The sequence below is a fragment of the Methylobacterium sp. CM6244 genome (assembly GCF_054817885.1).
Map to the genome: position 1 here is coordinate 3,780,103 of NZ_CM139247.1, position 23,310 is coordinate 3,803,412.

Annotated in this window: 23 protein-coding genes and 1 pseudogene; 13 read left to right on the top strand and 11 right to left on the bottom strand. The window is 67.9% G+C overall.

What is annotated here, in order from left to right; genetic code table 11:
- The first annotated feature begins 146 nt into the window (after positions 1-146).
- From ACYQML_RS17680 to ACYQML_RS17690, 3 genes are all read left to right on the top strand, one after another.
- Positions 147-2,186: a YgiQ family radical SAM protein gene (locus ACYQML_RS17680; protein WP_461233555.1), complete on the top strand. Its 2,040-nt coding sequence runs from the start codon at positions 147-149 to the stop codon at positions 2,184-2,186.
- 268 nt (positions 2,187-2,454) lie between these two features.
- On the top strand, positions 2,455-3,360 hold the full coding sequence (rarD, locus tag ACYQML_RS17685) for an EamA family transporter RarD (RefSeq protein WP_461233556.1): 906 nt from the start codon (positions 2,455-2,457) through the stop codon (positions 3,358-3,360).
- A gap of 38 nt (positions 3,361-3,398) precedes the next feature.
- On the top strand, positions 3,399-4,391 hold the full coding sequence (locus ACYQML_RS17690) for a P1 family peptidase (protein ID WP_461233557.1): 993 nt from the start codon (positions 3,399-3,401) through the stop codon (positions 4,389-4,391).
- A 27-nt stretch (positions 4,392-4,418) separates the two neighbouring features.
- Here ACYQML_RS17690 and ACYQML_RS17695 read toward each other — a convergent pair whose 3' ends face one another.
- From ACYQML_RS17695 to ACYQML_RS17705, 3 genes are all read right to left on the bottom strand, one after another.
- Complete coding sequence (locus ACYQML_RS17695; RefSeq protein WP_461233558.1) at positions 4,419-5,996, bottom strand: calcium-binding protein; 1,578 nt, start codon at positions 5,994-5,996, stop codon at positions 4,419-4,421.
- 146 nt (positions 5,997-6,142) lie between these two features.
- Complete coding sequence (locus ACYQML_RS17700) at positions 6,143-6,418, bottom strand: hypothetical protein (protein WP_461233559.1); 276 nt, start codon at positions 6,416-6,418, stop codon at positions 6,143-6,145.
- 20 nt (positions 6,419-6,438) lie between these two features.
- Positions 6,439-6,645, bottom strand: coding sequence for a hypothetical protein (locus tag ACYQML_RS17705; RefSeq protein WP_056425674.1), 207 nt, complete (start codon positions 6,643-6,645; stop codon positions 6,439-6,441).
- A gap of 268 nt (positions 6,646-6,913) precedes the next feature.
- On the opposite strand from ACYQML_RS17705, the gene ACYQML_RS17710 reads away from it, so the two are divergent.
- Together ACYQML_RS17710 and ACYQML_RS17715 are read left to right on the top strand one after the other, a co-directional pair.
- Positions 6,914-8,452 carry an ATP-binding protein gene (locus tag ACYQML_RS17710; RefSeq protein WP_207411216.1) on the top strand — a complete coding sequence of 513 codons (1,539 nt, stop codon included), beginning with the start codon at positions 6,914-6,916 and terminating at the stop codon, positions 8,450-8,452.
- A gap of 202 nt (positions 8,453-8,654) precedes the next feature.
- Positions 8,655-8,894, top strand: coding sequence for a hypothetical protein (locus tag ACYQML_RS17715; protein ID WP_311274582.1), 240 nt, complete (start codon positions 8,655-8,657; stop codon positions 8,892-8,894).
- A 47-nt stretch (positions 8,895-8,941) separates the two neighbouring features.
- Here ACYQML_RS17715 and ACYQML_RS17720 read toward each other — a convergent pair whose 3' ends face one another.
- The 6 genes from ACYQML_RS17720 to rutA all read right to left on the bottom strand — a co-directional run bounded on the left by ACYQML_RS17720 (position 8,942) and on the right by rutA (position 14,226).
- Positions 8,942-10,273 carry a solute carrier family 23 protein gene (locus ACYQML_RS17720; protein WP_461233560.1) on the bottom strand — a complete coding sequence of 444 codons (1,332 nt, stop codon included), beginning with the start codon at positions 10,271-10,273 and terminating at the stop codon, positions 8,942-8,944.
- A 71-nt stretch (positions 10,274-10,344) separates the two neighbouring features.
- Entirely contained in the window at positions 10,345-10,875 is a 531-nt protein-coding gene (locus ACYQML_RS17725) for a flavin reductase (protein WP_461233561.1), read from the bottom strand.
- Positions 10,876-11,022: 147 nt separating this feature from the next.
- Positions 11,023-11,802 carry a pyrimidine utilization protein D gene (gene rutD / locus ACYQML_RS17730; RefSeq protein WP_461233562.1) on the bottom strand — a complete coding sequence of 260 codons (780 nt, stop codon included), beginning with the start codon at positions 11,800-11,802 and terminating at the stop codon, positions 11,023-11,025.
- The gene (gene rutC, locus ACYQML_RS17735) at positions 11,799-12,188 is read right to left on the bottom strand and encodes a pyrimidine utilization protein C (protein ID WP_056425656.1); all 390 of its coding nucleotides are present in this window, start codon (positions 12,186-12,188) and stop codon (positions 11,799-11,801) included. Before rutC ends, rutD begins: the two co-directional genes overlap by 4 nt.
- A gap of 206 nt (positions 12,189-12,394) precedes the next feature.
- The gene (gene rutB, locus ACYQML_RS17740; protein ID WP_461233563.1) at positions 12,395-13,126 is read right to left on the bottom strand and encodes a pyrimidine utilization protein B; all 732 of its coding nucleotides are present in this window, start codon (positions 13,124-13,126) and stop codon (positions 12,395-12,397) included.
- Complete coding sequence (gene rutA / locus ACYQML_RS17745) at positions 13,126-14,226, bottom strand: pyrimidine utilization protein A (protein WP_461233564.1); 1,101 nt, start codon at positions 14,224-14,226, stop codon at positions 13,126-13,128. Before rutA ends, rutB begins: the two co-directional genes overlap by 1 nt.
- A 343-nt stretch (positions 14,227-14,569) precedes the next feature.
- Between rutA and ACYQML_RS17750 the strand changes: the two genes are divergently transcribed.
- Entirely contained in the window at positions 14,570-14,929 is a 360-nt protein-coding gene (locus ACYQML_RS17750; RefSeq protein ID WP_461233565.1) for a c-type cytochrome, read from the top strand.
- Positions 14,930-14,999: 70 nt separating this feature from the next.
- On the opposite strand, the gene rutR is transcribed toward ACYQML_RS17750, so the two are convergent.
- Positions 15,000-15,641 carry an HTH-type transcriptional regulator RutR gene (gene rutR, locus ACYQML_RS17755; RefSeq protein WP_311274588.1) on the bottom strand — a complete coding sequence of 214 codons (642 nt, stop codon included), beginning with the start codon at positions 15,639-15,641 and terminating at the stop codon, positions 15,000-15,002.
- A gap of 140 nt (positions 15,642-15,781) precedes the next feature.
- Positions 15,782-16,729: pseudogene (puuE, locus tag ACYQML_RS17760) on the bottom strand (allantoinase PuuE); the annotation flags it as partial.
- 294 nt (positions 16,730-17,023) lie between these two features.
- On the opposite strand from puuE, the gene ACYQML_RS17765 reads away from it, so the two are divergent.
- The 7 genes from ACYQML_RS17765 (at position 17,024) to chrA (ending at position 23,286) form a co-directional block, all read left to right on the top strand.
- Positions 17,024-17,644, top strand: coding sequence for an urease subunit gamma (locus tag ACYQML_RS17765; RefSeq protein ID WP_461233566.1), 621 nt, complete (start codon positions 17,024-17,026; stop codon positions 17,642-17,644).
- Positions 17,641-18,201, top strand: a complete 561-nt coding sequence (locus tag ACYQML_RS17770) for an HD domain-containing protein (RefSeq protein ID WP_461233567.1) — start codon at positions 17,641-17,643, stop codon at positions 18,199-18,201. The genes ACYQML_RS17765 and ACYQML_RS17770 overlap by 4 nt, the downstream gene beginning before the upstream one ends.
- Complete coding sequence (gene ureC, locus ACYQML_RS17775; protein WP_461233568.1) at positions 18,201-19,928, top strand: urease subunit alpha; 1,728 nt, start codon at positions 18,201-18,203, stop codon at positions 19,926-19,928. Before ACYQML_RS17770 ends, ureC begins: the two co-directional genes overlap by 1 nt.
- 8 nt (positions 19,929-19,936) lie before the next feature.
- Entirely contained in the window at positions 19,937-20,464 is a 528-nt protein-coding gene (locus tag ACYQML_RS17780) for an urease accessory protein UreE (protein WP_461229826.1), read from the top strand.
- 94 nt (positions 20,465-20,558) lie between these two features.
- Positions 20,559-21,233, top strand: a complete 675-nt coding sequence (locus ACYQML_RS17785) for an urease accessory protein UreF (protein WP_461227486.1) — start codon at positions 20,559-20,561, stop codon at positions 21,231-21,233.
- 11 nt (positions 21,234-21,244) lie between these two features.
- Positions 21,245-21,874 (top strand): urease accessory protein UreG, encoded by a 630-nt coding sequence (ureG, locus tag ACYQML_RS17790; protein ID WP_056256188.1) that lies wholly within the window; start codon positions 21,245-21,247, stop codon positions 21,872-21,874.
- A 197-nt stretch (positions 21,875-22,071) separates the two neighbouring features.
- Positions 22,072-23,286: a chromate efflux transporter gene (chrA, locus tag ACYQML_RS17795; RefSeq protein ID WP_461233569.1), complete on the top strand. Its 1,215-nt coding sequence runs from the start codon at positions 22,072-22,074 to the stop codon at positions 23,284-23,286.
- Positions 23,287-23,310 lie beyond the last annotated feature (24 nt).

The window sequence follows — 23,310 nt, forward strand, 5'->3', positions numbered from 1 at the left end:
AGCGAGGTGTGAAGCGGCCGGCAGCAATTCGGGTCGGTTAAGCGGCTCGCCACCCATCTCGAGCCGCCGATGGTTTTTGGAAGGCCTCTTATTCGAATTCGACCTTTCGTTGAGCTTGCGGTCCGGGCGGTCTATGCACGGACCCCATGGACCTTCAAGCTTCCCCGAGTCGATCCGTGGCTCCCCTCGCCTGCAACCTGCAGCCTCTCCGGAAGGCGGCGCCGTTCCTGCCCATGAGCCGCGCCGAGATGGACGCGCTCGGGTGGGATGCCTGCGACATCGTCCTGGTGACGGGGGACGCCTATGTCGATCATCCGAGCTTTGGTATGGCGATCATCGGCCGGCTCCTCGAATCGCAAGGGTTCCGGGTCGGCATCATCGCGCAGCCCGACTGGCAATCGGCGGAGCCGTTCAGGGCGCTCGGTCGGCCGAATGTGTTCTTCGGCGTCACCGGCGGCAATCTCGATTCGATGGTGAACCGCTACACGGCGGACCGTCGCCTGCGAAGCGACGACGCCTACACGGCGGGCGGACAAGGCGGCGCCCGCCCGGACCGCTCGACCATCGTCTACACGCAGCGCTGCCGCGAGGCCTACAAGGACGTGCCGATCGTCCTCGGCGGCATTGAGGCGTCCCTGCGCCGCATCGCCCATTACGATTACTGGTCCGACAAGGTGCGCCGCTCGATCCTGGCGGACGCGAAGGCCGACCTTCTGCTCTACGGCAATGCCGAGCGCGCCGTGGTCGAGGTGGCGAACCGCCTCGCGGCCGGCGCGGCACCGCACGAACTCGACTCCGTCCGGGGCGTCGCCCTGTTCCGCCGCGTGCCCGAGCATTACACCGAGCTGCCCGCCGACGATCTCGATTCGGCCGACGAGGCCGCCTCCCGCCGCCCCGGCGAGACCGTGATCCGGCTCCCCGCCTATGACGAGGTCAAGGACGACAAGGAGGCCTATGCCCGCGCCTCGCGGGTGCTGCACCGGGAGGCCAATCCCGGCAACGCCCGCCCCCTCGTCCAGCGCCACGGCGACCGTGACCTGTGGCTGAACCCGCCGCCGATCCCGCTCTCCAGCGACGAAATGGATGCGGTCTACGACCTGCCCTACGCCCGCGCCCCCCATCCCTCCTACGGCGATGCGAAGATCCCCGCCTGGGACATGATCAAGTTCTCGGTGACGATCATGCGCGGCTGCTTTGGCGGCTGCACCTTCTGCTCCATCACCGAGCACGAGGGCCGCGTCATCCAGAACCGTTCGGAAGGCTCGATCCTGCGCGAGATCGAGCTGATCCGCGACAAGACGCCGGGCTTCACGGGCGTGATCTCGGACGTTGGTGGACCCACGGCCAACATGTACCGGATGGCGTGCAAGGACCCGAAGATCGAGGCGGCGTGCCGCCTGCCGTCCTGCGTCTTCCCGGACATCTGCCCGAACCTCAACACCTCGCACGACGACCTGATCCGCCTCTATCGCAAGGTCCGCGAGGTGGAGGGCGTGAAGAAGGTGATGGTCGCTTCCGGCGTGCGCTACGACCTCGCGGTCCGAAGCCCCGAATACGTCGAGGAGCTCGTGACCCATCACGTCGGCGGCCGTCTCAAGATCGCGCCCGAGCACACCGAGCGCGGCCCCCTCGACCTGATGATGAAGCCGGGGATCGGCACCTACGACCGCTTCAAGGAGATGTTCGACGCCGCCGCCAAGAAGGCCGGCAAGAAATACTACCTGATCCCGTATTTCATCGCGGCGCATCCGGGCACGACCGACGAGGACATGATGAACCTCGCCGTCTGGCTCAAGAAGAACGACTATCGCGCCGATCAGGTCCAGACGTTCCTGCCCTCGCCCATGGCGACGGCCACGACCATGTATCACACCGAGATCAATCCGCTGCAGGGCGTGCGGCGCGGCGGCAGCGAGCCGGTCGACGCGATCAAGGGGATGCGGCAGCGCCGGCTGCACAAGGCGTTCCTGCGCTATCACGACCCCGAGAACTGGCCCATCTTGCGCGAGGCGCTGCGGGCCATGGGCCGCGCCGATCTCATCGGGCCGAGGCCGGACCAGCTGATTCCGTCCTCGCAGCCGCCGGGAACGGGGCTCGGTGCCGGCAAGGGACAGGGCCAGCCGCGCCCCATGCGCCATCCGGGCGCGCCGCGTTTCACCACGAAGGGCGTGCCGCTGAGGAAGTGACGGTCTCGTGCGTTCGGCAACTGAAGGCTTCCAGGGGTCTTTGCCCCGAAGCTGACCTTCCCCGGGGCCGCTAAGGGGCAAAGCGGTCGATGACAGGCGACAGGTTTCGAGCAAGAAACCGCCGCCCTGCCGCTCCCGATCACGGTCATCCCGTCGCGGAACCGAACGGCCTCTCCATCCAGATCGGCTCCCCGATTCCCGACCGGAGCCGTCCCGCGAGACTTGGTGTAACCCCCGTTCCAACCTCGCAAGGGAGGGGAGGAACGTCGTGGGTCTGATCTACGCGCTCGGTGCCTATCTGAGCTGGGGCCTCGTCGTCCCGGTGCATTTCCGGCTGCTCGATGCCGTGCCGGCCGGCAGCATCCTGGCTCATCGCATCGTCTGGTCGAGCGTGCTCGTGGTCGCCCTGCTGGCGATTCTGCGCCGGCGGGTGCGCAACCCGTTTCCCCTGAGGCGGCGCCATCTCCTCCTTGTCGTCTCGGCCGGGCTCATCGCCGTCAACTGGCTGCTCTACCTCGTGGCGGTCCAGTCCGGGCACATGCTCGATGCGAGTCTGGGCTATTTCATCAACCCGCTGATGAGCGTGGCGCTGGGCGCCCTCGTCCTCGGCGAGCGGCTGCGGCCGGTCCAGGCCGTGGCAGTGGGGCTCGCCGCCGCCGGGGTCGTGCTCGCAGTGGTGCTGGCCGGGCACCTGCCCTGGTTGTCCCTGTGCCTCGCCGCCAGCTTCTCGCTCTACGGGCTGGTGCGCAAGGTCGTGGGGGTCGACGCCATGGTGGGCTTTGCCGCCGAGACCTTCCTGCTCCTGCCCCTCGCGGGAATCTACCTCGTCGGCCTCGCCGAGCCTGTGGTGAAGGGCGATCCCGTCCGGCTCGCGCTGCTGCTCCTCACCGGCGTCACCACCGCCCTGCCACTGATCTGGTTCGCCGCCGCCGCCCAGCGCCTCACCCTCTCCACCCTCGGGCTGATGCAATACCTCGCCCCTTCCTGCCTGTTGGGGCTCAGCGTCCTCGTCTATGGCGAGCGGCTGGAGCCGCATCGACTGGTCCTGTTCATCCTGATCTGGCTGGCGCTCGCCCTCTATGCCGCCGATTCCCTCCGCGCCGCGCGGCGGGCCAAGACGCCGCCGGAACCCGTCGCCGCTGGCCCCGACCGCCCCGGCATGAGATCGTTCTGAGAGAAATTTGGAGGATCCACGAGATTCGGAGGATTCCGATGCGCAACCGCATCACCGACATCGCCGGTATCAGGGTCGGCCACGCCCATGACGCGCGGGTGGCGAGCGGCACCACCGCGATCCTGTTCGACGCCCCGGTGGTGGCCGGGGTGGACGTGCGCGGCGGTGGGCCGGGCACCCGCGAGACCGACCTCCTCGACCCCGAGCGCACGGTGGAACGCATCGACGCTCTGGTCCTCTCCGGCGGCTCGACTTTCGGCCTCGATGCGGGCGCCGGCGTCGTGGCCTGGCTCGCCGAGAGGGGGAGGGGGTTTCCCATTGGCGACATCCGCGTCCCCATCGTGCCCGGCGCGATCCTGTTCGATCTCCTCAACGGAGGCGACAAGGAGTGGGGCCGCGTCTCGCCTTATCGCGACCTCGGCTACGCCGCCGCCGCCGCTGCGTCCGAGGATGTCGCCCTCGGCACCGTCGGCGTGGGCTACGGCGCGCGCACGGCCAACCTCAAGGGCGGCCTCGGCTCGGCTTCCTCCCTGGTGCACGGCACGCCCGCGCGGGTCGGGGCGCTGGTGGCGGTGAACGCCTTCGGCCGGGTCACGGTGGGGGAGGGGCGGCATTTCTGGGCCGCACCCTTCGAGCGGGAGGGGGAGTTCGGCGGTCTCGGCTTCCCCGATCCGATACCGGCCGACGCCTTCACCTGGCCGCGCGAGGCTCTGCCCGGCAGCAGCACGACCCTGGCCATCGTCGCCACCGACGCGGACCTGACCAAGGCTCAGGCCCGCCGCCTCGCGGTGATGGCACAGGACGGCCTGTCGCGGGCGATCCACCCGGTTCATACCCCGCTCGACGGTGATGCGGTCTTCGCGGTCTCCACCGGCCGGATCGCGCTCTCCGACCCCATCACGGACCTCGCCCGCATCGGCGCGGCGGCGGCCGACACGCTCGCCCGTGCGGTGGCGATCGGAATTCACGCAGCGACGAGCCTGCCGGGGCTGGCGATGCCGCCCGCCTGGCAGGACCTGTGGGGCGGGTGAGGTCCCCGGAGGTGGTTCTCGACGCTCCTACAGAACGTAGAAATCGTCCGCCGTCAGCTTGAGGTTCGCGTCGAGTGTGGCGAATTGCACGGCACTCGCACCGCCGTTGCCGTCGGCATCGTACGACACGGCGCCGGTCTTGGAATTGTAGAGGATCCGATGATCGGCATCGGTGGCCTTGGCGCCGATGATGAAGGCGTCGGAGGTGAGATGGCCCTTCGCGAGGGCGGCAAAGACAGGGTGATCGAGCCTGATCCTGTCGTCGGACACGGAAAAGTCGACGATCCGGTCGACGTTCGACACGGCATTCGGCGTGCTATCGAAGACAAAGGTGTCGTGGCCCGAACCGCCCGTCAGAATGTCTTTGCCGAGACCTCCGAAGAGAATGTCGGCTCCATCGCCACCCGACAGGCGGTCGTTTCCCGCAAGACCTCGAAGCGTATCGTTGCCGTCGAGCCCGAGGAGCGTATTCTTGAGCTGGGAGCCCGTGATGAAATCTCTCGACCCCGATCCAGTGACGTTCTCGATGGAAATCAGATCATCCTTTTTTCCCATCAAGTCGTAGCCGGACAATTGCTCCAAGTTTACCCTAATGCCGGTGCCCCATCCGGTTTCGAGAGAATAATCCACCGTATCGATCCCTCGTCCGCCGTCGAGATGATCGGCGCCCGCGAGGCCGGAGAGGATGTTGTTTTCATTGGAGCCGATGATCGTATCGTCGCTTCTCGTTCCCACGACGTCTTGAATGCCGATCAACCTGTCATCCTCAAGCGGGGAGAGGGAGCGTCCAAAGCCGCTCCCATCTGGATTGCCCGCCAGTTCGACGATCACACCCGTCGAGGCCGTGATGTCGTACCGGACCGTGTTGTGGGTTCCGCCGCCGCCGTTGATGATGTCCGCGCCGGCACCGCCGCTGAACGCTTCGTAGGACGCCGTCTTCGATCCCATGAAGGAATCGGCCTTGCCCGTACCGATGATCAACTCGACGTTCTTGATCGAATCCACGAATCCGTAGGTATCGGTCGCCGTGCCCTTCTCGAGATCGACCTTGATGGCCCTGCCACCGGACTCGCGACTGTAGTCTACGACATCGTAATCCCCGATCCCTCCGTCGATCGCATCCTTGCCGGAGCCACCCACGAAGGTATCCGAACCGAAACTGCCGAGAAAGGTATCGGCCTTTTGGCCGCCGAAGAACTTATCGTCTAGAGACGCACCGTAGACGGTCAGTGCAATGGGGGCGAACAGCTTGAGGAGCGGCCCCTTATCATCGAAACTCGAATCGGTCAGTGCAATACGAAAGGCATTCGCGTTGAGCGAAAGTCCCGACATCGTCCATTGCGTTGATCCATCGACGTGGATCAGGCTGATCGACTTGATCGTCCCGGCTTTGATGTCTCCGCTTTTTGTGTATTGGAACCCGGATCCTACTAGTTCCATTCCATAGGAGGTGCCATCGTCGCGCGAGAGCGTATATTTGGTGGCCGATGTCTTTCTGAGAAATCCTGCGGACCATGCGCCATGGATTGCTTCAATATCGAAGTAGTTATCTTCAACTTGAACGGTGGCCATGGATGTTCCCCAGTCGATCAGGGGAGCAATCATGGGTTTTCAGGTGGAAGTCGAGATTCTCTTCCGCAACACTCTTAAAATCGACGATCTGTTGCGATTTTGCCGCAAATCGACCGACAATGTGATTTGGTCGCGATGAGCAGCGCCCGAAGATGCGCGAGGAGGGAGGCCCGTAAGGCTCACGCCTCCTTGGCGTCCTCCACCAGCTGCGCCAGCCCGGCATCGACCTCGGCGCCGAGCATCGCCCGCTCGGCATCGCTGAGGTCGCGTGCCCATTTCGGCCCGGCGAAGCCGGCGGAGCATTTGGCGCGCTCTGCCGCGATATAGGCCTCGGTCTCCTCCGGCTGCCGGCGCATCGCCTCGGCGAAGCCGAACCACGCTGCCCGCTCCACCACCGCAAGGCGGGCGCGCAAGCGGATCATCACCGCCCGGTCCGGGCTGACGTCGTCGCTCATGAGGGTCGCGCTCCCGGATGTCAGCGCCGCTGGTCGCAGCGGGTCTTCACGTAGCTGTCCTTGTCGGCGCCGTGGCCGGCATTGGCCGCGAGGACCGGCCCCTGCATCAGGCATTCCTGCAGGGTGTGAGCCTGCCCGGTGATCACGTCGAGGGCGGTCTCCCGCGTGCAATCCGGGGCCTGGACGGTGGAGGCGCAGACGAGGGCGACGACGAGGATGGTGTTCATCACAAGCGAACTAGATGCCCCGGGCGAGCCGGCAAGGGAGTCCGGCAGGAAAACGCAACGCATCCGCCCCACTGCTCATTCAAGGCTTTCCTCTCGGGAAGGGTGATGCTCCTAGGACAAAAGACCTGCGCTAGTTGTCCTAGGATGATGGGCCTATTCTTCTCCTGGAGCGTCCCTGTGGATGTGGGAAGGGCAGGGGAGGTCGCCTGAGCCCATCCGTGCTAGGGTCGCCATCGTCGCGGACGGGTTGCGGGACAGCGGAGCGGGAATGACGGTCGGGATCGAGATGGGGCTGAGCATGGGCCCGGGCGAAGAGCCCGCCCGGCTCGATCTCGAGGAGCTGCTGGCCACCCGTCTCCTGGTCCAGGGCAATTCCGGCTCGGGCAAGTCGCATCTGTTGCGGCGGTTGCTCGAACAGAGCGCCGGCTCGGTCCAGCAGGTCATCATCGATCCCGAAGGCGATTTCGTCACCCTGGCAGAGGCTTACGGCCACGTGGTGGTGGATGGCGCCCATGGGGAGGGCGATCTCCAGGCCATCGCGGCGCGAGTGCGCGCCCACCGGGTCTCCGTGGTGCTCACCCTGGAGAGCCTCGACATGGAGGCACAGATGCGCGCGGCCGCCGCCTTCCTCGGCGGTTTGTTCGAGGCCGAGCGCAGCCATTGGCACCCCGTTCTCGTCGTCGTCGACGAGGCGCAGATCTTCGCACCGGCCGCGGCCGGCGACGTCTCCGACGAGGCGCGCAAGGCCTCCCTCGGCGCCATGACCAACCTGATGTGCCGCGGCCGCAAGCGCGGGCTCGCGGGCATCATCGCCACGCAGCGCCTTGCCAAGCTTGCCAAGAACGTGGCGGCCGAGGCCACCAACTTCCTGATGGGCCGCACCTTCCTCGACATCGACATGGCCCGCGCCGCCGACCTGCTGGGCCTCGACCGCCGCGGCGCCGAGCGGTTCCGCGACCTCTCGCGCGGCGAATTCGTGGCCCTCGGGCCCGCGTTGAGCCGTCGGCCGTTGGCCCTGCGCATCGGTCCGGTCTCCACCTCGGCGCGCTCGGGCTCCCCGAAGCTCGTGCCGCTGCCCGCTCCCGCCGATGCGGATCTGCGCGCCCTCATTCTCACCCGCTCGGCCGAGGATGGCCCGGCCTCCTGGGCCCCGGCACCGCGCACCCCTCCGACACCGCGCGCCAGCCCGGCCGATCTGCTGCGTGAGCTCAGTGCCTACCGGCCCGAACCCGCCGAGGCGCCCGAGCCCCTGAGCGAGGAGGATCTGCGGGCCGGGCTCGACGAGATCCTGCGGGGCATCGCCACCGACCCGGATGCCGGGCGTCAGCCGGTGGCGGTGATCTACCAGGACTTCCTCGTCCGCTGCCGCATGCGTGGGCTCGATGGTGAGTCCCTCACCCTCGCCGCCTTCCGCCGACGCCTCGGCGTCGCCCGTGCGGGAATCGACGGGCAAGGCGCCCCGGCCGACAGCGACGGGCGCTGGGAGGAGGCGCAAAGCGCTGCCGCCGCCCTGCCCGACGAGGTCCAGGGCCTGTTCCTGCTGCTCGCTCGCGCCGCTCTGGCGGGAGAGCCCTGCCCCGGCGACGAGGCCCTGGCCCGCGCCATCGGCAGCCGTTCGCCGGGCCGGGCACGGCGTCTGCTCGCCTATGTCGAGACCCGTGGCACCATCGTCTGCCGCATGGATTTTCGCGGCAACCGCGTCATCGCTTTGCCGTCGCTCGGCTGTGAGACCGGCCCCGGCGACCCGAAGGCGAGCCTGCCGGGCAGCGTCGAGCCCGAGATGCCGGGGCTGTTCGCGGCCGAATGAGCCGCGCTCCCGGCACCGAACCACGCTTGGCCCGCTCGATTCCTGCCGGATAGGGGCCGATCGTCCTCTGCCTGTCGGCAGCATGCTGCACAGTGCGGCGGCAATTTCTGTTGCTTGGTTGGGCAGTCCTGCTCAAGGATTGGGACCTCGAATCGATGATGCCGGTGGGTCGGCATCGGAATCGACGATGAGGACGACACCCATGACGGCACGTTTGTCCACCGGTCTTCTCGCCCTTGCCTCGCTCCTGGCAGCCTCCGCTGCCTCGGCCCAGAGCTATACCGCGCCGGCCGGCCTCCCGGCGGTCGTGGCGCCCGGCGGCCTCGTAGGTCAGGCCGCCTTGGATGCTCGCGGCAGATACGCCGCCTCCGCGCCCCGCCGCGGGGATGAGCGCGACATCACCACCGGCTCCGCCCGTCGCGGCGGGTACAGATCCCGCTGAGGCCCGAGTGAGGCTCGGATCCGCGGGCGTCCTGAGACGGGGTCCGCTCAGGCCCGCACGCTGGCCGGATCGGCCGGTGCGCGTCCGAGCCTCGTCAGCCCGAGCAGATGATAGATGAGGATCGCCCCGAACGTGGCGGTGCCGATGCCGCCGAAGGCGAAGGAGCCGAATTTCAGGGTCAGGTCGCCGGCGCCGAGGACCACCGCGATCCCGACGGTGAGGAGATTGCGGGCATTGGCGAAATCGACCCTGTTCTCCACCCAGATCCGCCCGGCGGTGGCCGCGATCAGCCCGAACACCACCACCGACAATCCGCCGATGACCGGCACCGGCAGGGTCAGGATCAGCGCTCCGAATTTCGGGCATAGGCCGAACAGGATCGCGGTGAAGCCGGCCACCACGAAGACCAGGGTCGAGTAGATCCGGGTCATGGCCATGACGCCCATATTCTCCGCATAGGTCGTGACCCCGGTGCCGCCGAGCCCGCCCGACAGCATAGTGGCGAGGCCGTCGCCGAGGAAGGCGCGGGCGATGTAGGGGTCGAGGTTGCGGCTCGTCATCGCGCCGATGGCTTTGATATGGCCGAGATTCTCGGCGATCAGCACCACGAAGACCGGGGCGATGAGGGCGATCGCCTTAGGCTCGAACACCGGCGCGACGAAGCCCGGCACGCCGATCCAGGGGGCGGCCATGACGGCGGAGAAATCGATGGGCTTGGCGAGACCGAACCCGTTGGCGAGGAGGAGATAGAGCAGGTAGGCGAGGGCCGCCCCGATCAGGATCGGCAGGCGCCGGGCGAGGCCGGGCGCGTAGATGGTGATGACGCTGACGATGACCACCGTCAGGAGGCCGAACCAGGTGTCGAAGGCGGAGGCCGAGATGATCCGCGTCGCGATCGGCGCGAGGTTGAGGCCGATGGCGGCCACCACCGCTCCGGTCACCACCGGTGGCATCACCCGCTCCACCCAGGCATAGCCGACGAGGCCGATGACGGCGCCGACGAGGCCGTAGAGCAGACCCGCCGCGATGATGCCGCCGAGCGCGACGGCGATGTTGGGGTTAGGCCCCGCCCCGGCATAGCCCGTGGCCGCGATCACCACCCCGACGAAGGCCGCCGACGAGCCGAGATAGCTCGGCACCCGGCCGCCGGTGGCGAGAAAGAAGATGAGTGTGCCGATGCCGGAGAAGAAGATCGCCAGGTTGGGGTCGAATCCCATCAGGATCGGCATCAGGGCGGTGGCGCCGAACATCGCCACCACGTGTTGGAAGCCGAGGAGCACGGTCTGGCCCGCCGGCAGGCGCTCGTCGGGCATGACGTCCGCGGCCTCGGCCGTCGCATCTCTGGCGCGCCAGACGGGGAAATAGGGTTCGGCTGCCATGGGGGCGTCTCCGGGCGGTGGATCGCGTGAGGCGAGGAGCGTGACGGGATGCTCGGGGCGAGGCCGGACGGTCAGACGGCGGCGGGGTGCGGCGGAGCGACCGCCACGGGCAAGGTGTGGTAGCGCCGGCCGGCATAGACGAGACCCTGTTGGCCGGCGGGCTCCGAGAGATCCACCACCTCGCAGAACAGCACGTCGTGGCTGCCGACGGCGTGGCGCGCCACGATGCGGCAATCGAAGGCAGTCAACGCCCCCTCCAGCACCGGTGCCCCGGTGGAGAGCACTCCCCAGGCCCCCGCCGCGAAGCGCTCGTCCATGGGGGTGCGGCCGCCGAAGGCGCCGGCGATGGCGGCCTGCTCGCCCGACAGCGTGTTCACGCACAGGGCCGCATTGGCGCTCACTGCGGCATAGGCGGAGGAGGTTCGGTTGATGCAGACGAGGAGCGTCGGCGGCGCGTCGCTGACGCTGCAGACGGAAGAGGCCGTGAAACCGGCCCGTCCGCCCGGCCCGTCGGTGGTGACGAGATGGACCGAACTGGCCAGATGGGCCATCGCCTCGCGAAAAGCTCCGGCCTCGACCGTGGGCAACGTCGTCTCGGTCATGGCGGAGCTTTCATCCTAAGCAGGTTCAGCAAAAGTGGTCACCGGTTTCGCGCCTGAACACCGGCAGCTCCTCGAGGATCCAAGCGAGATGGCGCGCTGGCTCGCCAAGACGAACCGGTCGAGCCGGATGGGCCATGACGAACTTCCTCAGGGCCGGTCGAGGAAGGTGACGAGGGTGCGGTTGAACGCCTCCGCCTGCGTCACGCTATGCGCGTGGCCGCCGCTCTTGGCCAGATCCAGCGTGGCGTTGGGCAACGCCGCCGCGAGTTCCTCCGAGCGCAGATAGGGCACGAGCACGTCGTCGGCCGCTGCCATCACGAGGGTTTCGTGCGGGATACCGGACAGATGCGCGGTGAGATCGAAGGCTTCCAGCGCCGCGATCCGCCGCAGCGTGTTCTCAGGTCCGGGAAAATGCGCCAGGGCATGGGCCTCGTCCGCCGCGACGCGCTCCGCGTTGAGCGAAAGCCAGGGCGCCGGATAGAGGAAGATCGCCTGCGCGGCCACGTAGGCTTCGGGGCCGGCATGGGCCAGCAGGGCCTTGCGGGCGGCAAAGCACCGCTTCGTCGCGGAATCGGTCCTGGCCCAGCCGTTGATGACCACGAGCCGCCCCACCCGGGTGGGATGGGCACGCGCCAGTTCGAGGCCGATGAGCCCGCCGAGCGCATGCCCGACGATGTCAGCCGTGGCGATGCCGAGATCGTCCATCACCCGAAGGGCGTCGGCGGCCATGGCGGCGATGCTGTGGCCCTGTTCCAGCGCATCGGGCGAGCGCCCGGTGCCGCGATGATCGTAGCCGACCACCCGGAACCGCTCGGCCAGGGCCGAAATCTGCGGTGCGAAATAGCCGCACGATCCGCCGAGGCCCGGCGAAAGCAGGACCGTCCGTTCCCCGTCCCCGTGGATCTCGTGATGGATGGTCGCGCTCACGGTTTGCCCACATGCGCGACGGAGGCGATCTCCACCAGGGCGTCCGGTTTTACCAGGCCGCACTGGATGCAGTAGCGCGCCGGCTTCTCCCCGGGGAAGTAGCTGGCATAGACCGCGTTGATCGCGGCGTAATCGGCCCAGTCCTTCAGGAAGATGTGGTTGAAGGTGACGTCGTCCATGGTGCCGCCGGCGGCGGTCACGACGCCCTTGATCGTCTCCAGCACGTGTCTCGTCTGCGCGCCGGCATCGCCCACATGGACGACGTTGGCATCCGCATCCAGCGGCAGGGTGCCCGAGACGTAGAGCACGCCGTCGGCGAGGGTGCCCGGCACGTAGGGGGCCAACGGCTTGCCGGTGCCTGGGGGAATGATCACGGTTTTGGGCATGGTTCGCGGTGCTCCCGTTCGATCGTCGAAATGGCCGTCTTCGTCGTCTGTGTCGTCTTGCCCACCCGTGACCTCATCCTGAGGTGCCCGCGTCAGCGGGCCTCGAAGGAGGCTTCCAGGCCCCTGGGAGCGAACTGAAAGCCTCCTTCGAGGCCTCCGCTACGCTGCGGCACCTCAAGATGAGGTCGAGGGCGCGAGGGAGGGTGTCACTCCGCCGCCGCGGCGTCCCGCTCGCCCAGGGCCGCCTCGAAGCTCGCGACATCCGAGACCCAGCCGAAGAAGGTCTCGATATTGGTGAGCGCACCGGCCTGCAGGCTGTCCGGCCCCGCCTGATGCGTCGCGTCGGCGAGGACGATGCCAAAGTATTCGAGGAAGAACCCGTCACGCAGGGTCGATTCCACGCAGACATTGGTGGCGATGCCGGTGAAGACCAGGGTGCGGATGCCGGCCGAGCGCAGCAGGCTGTCGAGTTGGGTATTGTAGAAGCCGCTGTAGCGCGGCTTGCCCAGCACGATGTCGCCGGGCTCGGGGCTCAGCGCATCCACCAGGGCGTAGTCCCAGGTGCCCTTGGCGAGCAGCCGCTCGTTCATGTCGGGGCGGCTGCGCATGGTCTTGAGGGCGTTCGACTTGTGCCAGTTCGGCGAGCCCGGCCCTCCGGCCTCGACATAGTCCGGGTCCCAGCCGTTCTGGAACCAGACGATCCTGATCCCGGCCTTGCGGGCGGCAGCGACGGCCGTCGCGATCCGTCCGATCACCGGCCCGGTCGCCGAGACGTCGAACCCGGCGAGATCGAGATAGCCGCCCTTCGTGGCATAGGCGTTCTGCATGTCGACGACGATGAGGGCCGTGGCCTCGGCGTCGAAGGCGATGGGCTCCGGCCGGGCGGGGAGGGTGATGCCGCCATGGCGCCCGGCCGGATCGTGATAGCCGGCGACCATCACGCCACCTTCGCCATCGGGACTGCATCGGTGGTGACATGCGCCCGCGAGCGCATCAGCGGCTGGATGCGGGTGCCGTAGGCATCGAGCCCTTCGAGGAAATCGTCGAAGACCAGGAGCACGCCCTCGGTGCCGGGCACGGTAGCGACCTCGTCGAGCATGCGCGCCACCTCCGCGTAGGAGCCGACGAGGGTGCCCATGTTGATGTTCACCGCCGAGGTCGGGTCGGCCATCTGGCGCACGTTGGTGTCGGCCCCGGATTTTGTATCGGCCGCGCCCTGGACCCCGAGCCAGGCGATGGCCTCCTGATCCGCTCCCGCCTTGTAATGCTCCCAGGTGGCGCGGGCCTCCTCGTCGGTCTCGGCGGCGATGATCATGAACAGCACGTAGGAGGAGACGTCCCGGCCCGTCTCGGCCTTGGCGAGTTCCAGTCGCTCCACCGTGGGGGCGAAGGCGGTGGGCGTGTTCACGCCCTTGCCGAAGCAGAAATTGTAGTCGGCATATTTCGCCGTGAACGCCATGCCGGCGGCCGATTGGCCGGCGCAGATGATCTTCATCTCCGCTTGCGGCCGGGGCGAGAGCCGGCAATCGTCCATCTGGAAGAACTCGCCCTTGAGGTCGCAGGACCCCGTCTCCCACAAATCGCGCAGCACCTGGGCGTATTCGGAGAGGTATTCGTAGCGCCGCGAAAAGTACTCGTCGCCGGGCCACAGACCCATCTGCGAGTATTCAGGCCGCTGCCATCCCGTCACGAGGTTCAGCCCGAAGCGGCCGCCGGAGATGGAATCGATGGTGGAGGCCATCCGGGCGGTGATGGCGGGGGGCATGCACAGGGTGGCGGCGGTGGCGAAGAGCTTGATCCGGCTCGTCACGGCGGCGAGGCCCGCCATCAGCGTGAAGGATTCGAGGTTGTGGTCCCAGAACTCGGTCTTGCCGCCGAAGCCCCGCAGCTTGATCATCGACAGGGCGAAATCGAGCCCGTAGCCTTCGGCCTTGAGGACGACCTGCTTGTTCAGTTCGAAGCTCGGCTTGTATTGCGGCGCATTCTCCGAGAGGAGCCAGCCGTTGTTTCCGATAGGAATGAAGACGCCGACATTCATGACAACCTCGCTGAGCTGGCAGAGATTGGACGATGGGATCCAATGCCGGTCAAGGTTGCGAACGGAGTGTACCGTGTTCGCCCCGTCCGATGGTGAACGGTAGCTGTTTGGACCATATGATCAAACTCTAAATCCAACAGATATAGGTGTTTGCCCAAACTCTCTCCGATTTGCCCGGTGGGGAGGCGGCGTCTGCTGAATTGCGGGGCGGATACGCGAATCTTCTCTGGCCATCCTCGCGACGTGACACGTTCTCGTGAGTCCTCCCTCTCGGACATTGCCTTCGGGAAGCATGCGGTCAGTAATCTGGAGGTATTCAAAACAACCACGGAGAGGAAACCCCATGCGGTACCCGATGCTCGGTGCTCTCGTCGCGATGCTGCTTCCGATGGCGGCCCACGCCGAGGGCGATGCCGCCGCCGGCGAGAAGGCGTTCGCGCCCTGCAAGGCCTGCCATGCCTTCGGCAAGAACGGCGTCGGCCCGGATCTGACGGGGGTTGTCGGCCGCAAGGCGGCCTCCCTCGACGGGTATTCCTACTCGGCCCCGCTCAAGGTGTCCGGCCTCACCTGGGACGAGGCGAGCCTGCACGAATGGCTGAAGAACCCGAAGGCCAAGGTGCCGGGGACGAAGATGGTGTTCGCCGGCTATCCCGACGACAAGAAGATCGATGACGTGATCGCGTATCTCGCCTCGAAGAAATAGGTTTTTCGGGGATCTCGCCGATGGGGCTCGCTTCCCGAGCGGGTCCCGGGACGCGAAACCTGCCGAGTGCCTATCGCAGGCCCAGCCCGGTGAGGATCAGGGCCTGCGTGCTCATCACGGTGCTCTCGAAGAAGTCGGATTCGTCGAGGCTCCGGCCGGTGACCGCATCCACCTGGACCGCGAAATCGGCGTAGTGCTGGGTGATCGCCCAGATCGAAAAGATGAGGTGGTGCGGGTCGTGGGCACCGATGCGGCCCTGGTCGATCCAGCCGCGCAGGATCGCCGCCTTGCTCTCCACCAGCCCGCGCAGGGGGCCTTCGAGCTCGGCCCGCAGGAGCGGTGCGCCCTGGACGATCTCCAGGCAGAACAGCCGCGAGGCCTGCGGCGCATCCCGCGACAGGGTCAGCTTGGCGCGGATATAGGCCCGGATCGCGTCGGCGGGCTCGCTGTCCGCGTCGAAGGATTGCAGGGGATCGAGCCAGACGTCGAGGACGCGGCGCAGCACCGCCACGTAGAGCTCTTCCTTGGAGGGGAAGTAGTAGAGGAGGTTGGCCTTCGACAGGCCGGCCCGCTCGGCGAGCCGGTCGACGCTCGCCCCGTGCAGGCCGAGCCCCGAGAACACCTCTAGTCCGGCATCGAGGATCGCCTCGCGCCGCGCCGCGCCGTCCTTGCGGCGACGGCGTTCGGGGGGCTTTTCGACGGTCGTTGGCACGGATATGCGGTCCTGTCGGGTTTCGAAGAAGCGGCTGGGAACTTCACGGCCTCACGCGTTCCCCTCGTCCCGTCGGGGCCACCGCTTCGAGGATGGAGTAGGAACGCCCGTTCCGTCCAGCGGGCGGGGGATCAGCCCGGCGGATGAGTGTTCATCCAATGCTCGGCGATATCGATCCGCCGCGCGACCCAGACGTCCTCATGGGCGGCGATATGGTCGAGGAAGCGGGCCAGCGCCGCGATCCGTCCCGGCCGCCCGACGAGGCGGCAATGCAGGCCCACCGACATCATTTTCGGCGCGGTCTCGCCCTCCGCGTAGAGCGCGTCGAACGTGTCGCGCAGGTAGGTGAAGAAGTGGTCGCCGGTGTTGAACCCCTGGAGGGCGACGCATTTCATGTCGTTGGCGTCCAGCGTGTAGGGCACCACGAGGCCGCGTCCGCTCGGTTCCTCGATCCAGTAGGGCAGGTCGTCGGCGTAGGAATCGGCGAGCCAGGTGAAGCCGGCTTCCACGCCGAGATCGAGGGTGTGCACCGAGGAGCGGCCCGTGTACCAGCCCAACGGCCGCTCGCCGGTGATCTCCGTGTGGATGCGGATCGCCTCGTCCATATGCGCCTTCTCCTCCTCGCGGGTGAAGTCGCGGTAGTCGATCCATTTCAGGCCGTGGCAGGCGATCTCCCAATCGGCCTCCTTCATGGCCGCGGCGATATCGGGATGGCGGGCGAGCGCCGTGGCGACGCTGAACACGGTGACGGGAACGTTCCGCGCCTGCAACAGTCGCCAGATCCGCCAGAAGCCCGCACGCGAGCCGTATTCGAACATCGATTCCATGTTCATGTGCCGCTGGCCCGGCCAGGGTTGGGCGCCGACGATCTCCGACAGGAACGCCTCCGAAGCAGCATCGCCATGCAGGATGCAGTTCTCGCCACCCTCCTCGTAGTTGAGCACGATCTGCACCGCGATCCGCGCGCCGTTCGGCCAGCGCGGATGGGGCGGGTTGCGGCCGTAGCCGACGAGGTCGCGGGGATAGGTCACGGGGCCTGCCGATAAGGTTCGGGAATGATCTGGAGCGCGAAGAGCCGCCCGCCGCATTCGAACCCGGAGCCCACCCCTTGCGCAAGCCCCGGGCAATCCGGCCTGGAGACATGGGGGCAGCGGTGCTGAATCGGAGGACGGTGCAGCTTGGGTGATAGAGCTTTTCCAACAGGAGGTCGCTACGTCCGGCCATGGGGGAAGCGAGTCCACGCGTCTCATCGAGAGCGTCTTCCGGATATGACGGTGTCGCCGCTTGCACCTCGACACTCTCGATGTATCGATGCGCTCCGGCCCGCGCATGGTCCTTGCCTGCCGACCGTCGCACCCCGCGACCAACACCCGAGGTTTCCCGTGCTCCTGACCCCGCGCGAAAAGGACAAGCTCCTGGTCGCCATGGCCGCCCAGGTCGCCCGTAACCGGCTCGCCCGCGGCGTCAAGCTGAACTATCCCGAAGCGATCGCGCTCATCACCGATGCGGTGGTGGAGGGCGCGCGGGATGGCCGCTCGGTCTCCGAATTGATGCAGGCGGGCGCCCATGTCCTCACCGCCGACCAGGTGATGGAGGGCATCGCCGAGATGATCCACGACATCCAAGTGGAGGCGACCTTTCCCGACGGCACCAAGCTCGTCACCGTCCACCACCCGATCCGCGGCGCGCCCTCGTCGGACGTGCCGGGCATTGTGACGACGCTTTCCGGCGAGATCGTCTTCAACGACGGCGCACCGCGCACCCTGCTCACCGTGGCCAATGTCGGCGATCGGCCGATCCAGGTCGGCTCGCATTACCATTTCTACGAGGTGAATCCGGGCCTGACCTTCGAGCGCGAGAAGGCGAGGGGCCAGCGCCTCGACATCGCGCCGGGCACGGCGGTGCGGTTCGAGCCAGGCGCCACCCGGGAGGTCTCCCTGGTGCCGCTGCTCGGCGCGCGGACGGTCTACGGGTTCCGCGGTGACGTGATGGGGTCCCTATGACCGACGAGACGTTCCGCCTGCGCGATGGCATCCTCCTCGTCACCCGTGCCGCCGAGTTCGCCGCGCGGCGTCACGTGGGGCAGACCCGGAAGGGCGCGGCGCGCGAGCCTTACGTGAACCACCTCGCCGAGGTGGCCTCGCTCCTGGCCGCGACGGCCGAAGCGCCCGATGCCGATCTAGTGGCGGCGGGCTGGCTCCACGACACGGTGGAGGATACCGGGACGAGCCGCGAGGAGATCGAGCAATTGTTCGGTCGGCGCGTCGCCGAACTCGTGGCCGAGGTCACGGACGACAAATCTCTGCCCAAGGCCGAGCGCAAGCGGCTCCAGGTCGAGCAGGCGCCGCACAAGTCGCGCGGCGCCCGCACCCTCAAGATCGCGGACAAGATCAGCAACCTGCATTCGCTCGTGGCGAGCCCCCCGGACGATTGGGGCGCGGAGCGGGTGGCGAACTACATCGATTGGGCGAAAGAGGTCGTCGCCGGCTGTCGCGGCGTCAACGCGGCGCTGGATGCGCTTTTCGACCGCGCCGTCGCAGAGGCACGAGAGGCCGCCTGATGTCCAACACACCCCGCCCCGCCTCCCTCGCCCGCTCGGCCTATGCCGACATGTTCGGCCCCACCACGGGTGATAAAATCCGTCTCGCCGACACCTCCCTCGTCATCGAGGTGGAGCGCGACCACACCACCTATGGCGAGGAGGTGAAGTTCGGCGGCGGCAAGGTCATCCGCGACGGGATGGGGCAGTCGCAGGTGACGAATGCCGATGGCGCGGTGGACACCGTCATCACCAACGCCGTGGTCCTCGACCATTGGGGCGTGGTGAAATGCGATGTCGGCATCGTGAAGGGGCGGATCTTCAAGCTCGGCAAGGCCGGCAACCCGGACATCCAGCCCGGCGTCGACATCATCGTCGGCCCCGGCACCGAAGTGATCGCCGGCGAAGGCAAGATCCTCACGGCCGGCGGGTTCGACAGCCATATCCACTACATCTGCCCGCAGCAGATCGAGGAGGCCCTGTGCTCGGGCGTCACCACCATGCTCGGCGGCGGCACCGGCCCGGCGCACGGCACCTTCGCCACCACCTGCACCCCCGGCCCCTGGCATCTCGCCCGGATGATCGAGGCGGCGGATAGCTTCCCCATGAACCTCGCCTTCGCCGGCAAGGGCAACGCCTCGCGGCCCGAGAGCCTCGTCGAGATGGTCCGCGCCGGCGCCTGCGCCCTGAAACTCCACGAGGATTGGGGCACCACGCCCCAGGCCATCGACACCTGCCTCACGGTGGCCGACCTGCATGACGTGCAGGTGATGATCCATTCCGACACGCTCAACGAATCCGGCTTCGTCGAGGACACGATCCGCGCCTTCGCGGGGCGGACCATCCATGCCTTCCACACGGAAGGGGCGGGGGGCGGCCACGCGCCGGACATCATGAAGGTGGCGGGGCTGATGAACGTGCTCCCGTCCTCCACCAACCCGACGCGCCCGTATACGAAAAACACCATCGACGAGCATCTCGACATGCTCATGGTCTGCCACCACCTCGACCCGGCGATTCCCGAGGATCTCGCCTTCGCCGAGAGCCGCATCCGCAAGGAGACCATCGCGGCCGAGGACATCCTGCACGATATCGGTGCGCTCTCGATGATGTCGTCGGACAGCCAGGCCATGGGCCGGGTCGGCGAGGTCGTCATCCGGACCTGGCAGACGGCGGACAAGATGAAGCGCCAGCGCGGGAGCCTGCCGGGCGACGCTTCCGGCAACGACAACCTGCGCGCCCGCCGCTACATCGCGAAATACACGATCAATCCGGCCATCGCGCATGGCGTCTCGGCCCATGTCGGCTCGGTGGAGGCGGGCAAGCTCGCCGATCTCGTACTGTGGACCCCAGCCTTCTTCGGGGTGAAGCCCGACCTCGTCATCAAGGGCGGCATGATCGCCACTGCGCCGATGGGCGACCCCAACGCCTCGATCCCCACGCCCCAGCCGGTGCATTACCGCCCGATGTTCGGGGCGATCGGCCGGTCGCCCTTCGCCACAGCGCTCACCTTCGTCTCGAAGGCCGCCATCGAGGACGGTCTTCGCGAACGGCTCGGCGCGCAGAAGCTCTTCGTCGCCGTGGAGAACGTGCGCGGCGGCATTTCGAAGAAGAGCATGATCCTCAACGACGCCACGCCGAACATCGAGATCGACGCGGAGACCTACGACGTGCGCGCCGATGGCGAGCTCCTGGTCTGCGAGCCGGCCGAGGTGCTGCCGATGGCCCAGCGGTATTTCCTGTTTTGAGCTCTTCCCTGATCCGCGCCACGAAAGTGATCCGCCGAGACGCGCTCTCCGGCGAGATCGTCGACCGCATCGTCCTCGACCATGGTGACCGGCATCGCCGCCGCATGGCCATGCGCGGGATCGGCGGACTGTCCTTCCTGCTCGACCTGCCCGAGCCTACGGTCCTCGACGACGGCGACGCCCTGGTGCTGCAGGATGGCCGCCTCGTCTGGGTCGAGGCCGCGCCCGAGCGCTTGCTCGAGATCCGGGCCGCCGACGACCTCGCCCTCAAGCGCCTGATCTGGCACATCGGCAACCGGCACATCCCGGCCGAGATCGGCGCGGACGCGGTCCATATCGCCTACGACCACGTGCTGGCCGAGATGGTGCGGGGTTTAGGGGGAACGGCCGAGCCGGTGGAGCGTCCGTTCAGGCCCGAGGGCGGGGCCTATGCCGGCGAGGCTGCCGGGCACCACCACGGGCATGGCCATGCCCACGAACACGATCATGCTCACGACCACCCTCATCCGCACAGCCACGGCACGGTGTCCGGTTGAGCCTCGTCCTCTGCCCCCATCCTCTGCCCCATGGGCCGCTGGCGGTCCGGGCTTCCAGGGAAGGGCGCCCGGTACGATGAGGGGCGAACCCTCGATGATCGACACCGTTCGGCTCATGGCCTGGCTCTCGCCGGGCTATCCGGTCGGGGCCTATGCGTATTCGCATGGGCTCGAATGGGCCGTGGAATGCGGCGATGTCGGCGGCGAGGCCTCGCTGCTGGCATGGCTCGGCGACGTGCTCGAACGGGGCGCTGTGCGAAACGACCTGATTCTTCTGGCCCATTCCCATGCCGCCGCCGAGGCGGGGGACGTCCCGGTGCTGATGGAGGTCAACGACCTCGCCGTCGCCCTGGCGCCCACGCGCGAACTCCACCTCGAGACGACCCAGCAAGGCCGCAGCTTCCTCGACGCCACCCGCGCCGCCTGGGGGCTGCCGGAACTCGATCGGTTGAGCGAGGCGCTGCCCGGCTCCGTCGCCTATCCGGTGGCGGTCGGGCTCTCGGCCGGCGCCCATCGCATGGCGCTCGCCCCGGTGCTCGCCGGGTTCGGCCTCGCCTTCCTGCAGAACCTCGTCTCGGCGGCGCTCCGTTGCGCGCCCATCGGCCAGAGCGCCGGCACGCGGGTGATCGCGTCCCTCACCCCTCGGGTGGCGGGTTTGGCCGCAACCATCCCGCCCCTGAGCCTGGACGAGATCGGCAGCGCGACACTGCGCCTCGATCTCGGCTCGGCCCGGCACGAGACCCAGTATTCTCGGATCTTCCGCTCGTGAAAGACCCCGTCATGACCTCACTGAACGGCCACTCACCGAACGGCCCCTTGCGCGTCGGCATCGGCGGCCCTGTCGGCTCCGGCAAGACCGCCCTGATGGAACAGCTCTGCAAGCGCTTCCGCGATCGCTTCGAGATCTGCGCCATCACCAACGACATCTACACCAAGGAGGATGCCCGTATCCTCACCGTGGCCGGCGCCTTGCCCGAGGAGCGGATCATGGGCGTCGAGACCGGCGGCTGCCCGCATACGGCGATCCGCGAGGACGCCTCGATCAACCTCGCGGCCGTGGCCGAGATGCGCCGACGCTTCCCGAAGCTCGACCTGATCCTGATCGAATCCGGCGGCGACAACCTCGCGGCGACCTTCTCGCCGGAACTCGCCGACCTCACCCTCTACGTCATCGATGTCGCCGGCGGCGAGAAGATCCCACGCAAGGGCGGCCCCGGCATCACCCGGTCCGATCTCCTCATCGTCAACAAGACCGACCTCGCCCCCATGGTCGGCGCCGATCTCGGGGTGATGGAGGCGGATACCAGGCGCATGCGGGGCACGCGGCCCTACGTGTTCTCCTCCCTGCGCGAGGGGCACGGCGCCGACACGGTCGCCCGCTTCATCGTCGAGGCCGGCGGGCTGGGATAGGTTCCGGGAGCCATCCCACCCACGACCTCATCCTGAGGCGGCGCAGCGCAGCGGAGCCCTCGAAGGAGGTGTCCAGGGAGCGCCAGTCAGGCTGGAGCCCTCCTTCGAGGCGGCTTCGCGGCACCTCAGGATGAGGAATTCGGGTAGGAAGACGTCGCGGGAGCGAGCCCGCCCCCGTCCCCTCGAGGTCCTCCCACGTGACGACACCCCTTTTCGCCCGCGAGGGTTCCGTCCGGGAAGTCTTCCTCGCCTTCCTCAAGCTCGGGCTCACCGCCTTCGGCGGCCCGATCGCCCATCTCGGCTACTTTCGCGAGGAGTTCGTGCACCGTCGGCGCTGGCTCGACGAGGCAGCCTATGCGGATCTCGTGGCCCTGTGCCAGTTCCTGCCCGGCCCGGCATCGAGCCAGGTCGGGTTTTCCCTCGGCCTGATGCGGGGAGGGGGATTGGCCGGTGGGTTGGCGGCCTGGACCGCCTTCACCCTGCCCTCGGCGCTCCTTCTCGTGGCCTTCGCCTATGGCGCCGGTGCCCTCGGCGGCCCGGTCGGATCGGGCCTCGTCCATGGGCTGAAGCTCGTCGCCGTGGCGGTGGTGGCGCAGGCGGTCTGGGGCATGGGCCGCAGCCTCGCGCCCGATGTCACCCGCGCGTCCATCGCCTTTTCCGCCCTCTGCCTCGTCACGGCACTCGCTGGATCGGCGGGGCAGGTCGTTGCCATCGCGGCGGGAGCCATGGCCGGCCTCGTCCTGTGCCGGCAGGCGGCCGGAGTGCCGGGCCAGCCGCTCCGCTTCCCGGTCTCGCGCCGGGCCGGCACGGTGGCCCTCCTCCTGTTCGGCCTGTTCCTCGTTCTACCTTCGCTCCTGGCCGAAGTTCTGGCCTCGCAGGGGCTCGCCATGTTCGATGCGTTCTACCGCGCAGGCGCCCTCGTCTTCGGCGGAGGCCATGTGGTGCTGCCGCTCCTGCGCACGGCTCTGGTCGAGACCGGCTGGATCGGCCCGGACGCGTTCCTGGCCGGCTACGGCGCGGCCCAGGCCGTGCCGGGGCCGCTTTTCACCGTCGCGGCCTATCTCGGCGCTGCCCTCGGGCCTGAGCCGAACGGTCTGGCCGGGGCCGTCATCGCCCTGGTTGCGGTCTTCCTGCCAGGCCTGCTCCTGGTCTACGGCGCGCTGCCGTTCTGGGATGCGTTCCGCGCGAAGCCTTTGGCGCAGGCGGCCATGCGGGGCGCCAACGCGGCAGTGGTCGGGATCCTCGCCGCCGCCCTCTACGATCCGCTCTGGACAGGCGCCGTCCTCGGCCCGCGCGATTTCGCCCTCGCCGCCGGCGCGTTCCTGCTCCTGACGATCGGCGCGGCCCCGCCTTGGATCGTCGTCGTGCTCACGGCCGTCGCGGGGGCGGGCTTCGCGGTTCTCGGAGGGTGAGGCTCAGACCCCTCCGTCCCATCC

What these genes read in the sequence shown, in the direction of transcription:
- ACYQML_RS17770 (WP_461233567.1), top strand. Translation starts at nt 17,641, where the DNA reads ATGACCGACGAGACGTTCCGCCTGCGCGATGGCATCCTCCTCGTCACC.
- ACYQML_RS17695 (WP_461233558.1), bottom strand. Translation starts at nt 5,996, where the DNA reads ATGATTGCTCCCCTGATCGACTGGGGAACATCCATGGCCACCGTTCAA.
- ureG (WP_056256188.1), top strand. Translation starts at nt 21,245, where the DNA reads ATGACCTCACTGAACGGCCACTCACCGAACGGCCCCTTGCGCGTCGGC.
- ACYQML_RS17710 (WP_207411216.1), top strand. Translation starts at nt 6,914, where the DNA reads ATGACGGTCGGGATCGAGATGGGGCTGAGCATGGGCCCGGGCGAAGAG.
- ACYQML_RS17705 (WP_056425674.1), bottom strand. Translation starts at nt 6,645, where the DNA reads ATGAACACCATCCTCGTCGTCGCCCTCGTCTGCGCCTCCACCGTCCAG.
- ACYQML_RS17715 (WP_311274582.1), top strand. Translation starts at nt 8,655, where the DNA reads ATGACGGCACGTTTGTCCACCGGTCTTCTCGCCCTTGCCTCGCTCCTG.
- ACYQML_RS17700 (WP_461233559.1), bottom strand. Translation starts at nt 6,418, where the DNA reads ATGAGCGACGACGTCAGCCCGGACCGGGCGGTGATGATCCGCTTGCGC.
- ACYQML_RS17725 (WP_461233561.1), bottom strand. Translation starts at nt 10,875, where the DNA reads ATGACCGAGACGACGTTGCCCACGGTCGAGGCCGGAGCTTTTCGCGAG.
- rutB (WP_461233563.1), bottom strand. Translation starts at nt 13,126, where the DNA reads ATGGTCGCCGGCTATCACGATCCGGCCGGGCGCCATGGCGGCATCACC.
- ureC (WP_461233568.1), top strand. Translation starts at nt 18,201, where the DNA reads ATGTCCAACACACCCCGCCCCGCCTCCCTCGCCCGCTCGGCCTATGCC.
- rutC (WP_056425656.1), bottom strand. Translation starts at nt 12,188, where the DNA reads ATGCCCAAAACCGTGATCATTCCCCCAGGCACCGGCAAGCCGTTGGCC.
- rutA (WP_461233564.1), bottom strand. Translation starts at nt 14,226, where the DNA reads ATGAATGTCGGCGTCTTCATTCCTATCGGAAACAACGGCTGGCTCCTC.
- ACYQML_RS17785 (WP_461227486.1), top strand. Translation starts at nt 20,559, where the DNA reads ATGATCGACACCGTTCGGCTCATGGCCTGGCTCTCGCCGGGCTATCCG.
- ACYQML_RS17680 (WP_461233555.1), top strand. Translation starts at nt 147, where the DNA reads ATGGACCTTCAAGCTTCCCCGAGTCGATCCGTGGCTCCCCTCGCCTGC.
- ACYQML_RS17750 (WP_461233565.1), top strand. Translation starts at nt 14,570, where the DNA reads ATGCGGTACCCGATGCTCGGTGCTCTCGTCGCGATGCTGCTTCCGATG.
- ACYQML_RS17720 (WP_461233560.1), bottom strand. Translation starts at nt 10,273, where the DNA reads ATGGCAGCCGAACCCTATTTCCCCGTCTGGCGCGCCAGAGATGCGACG.
- ACYQML_RS17690 (WP_461233557.1), top strand. Translation starts at nt 3,399, where the DNA reads ATGCGCAACCGCATCACCGACATCGCCGGTATCAGGGTCGGCCACGCC.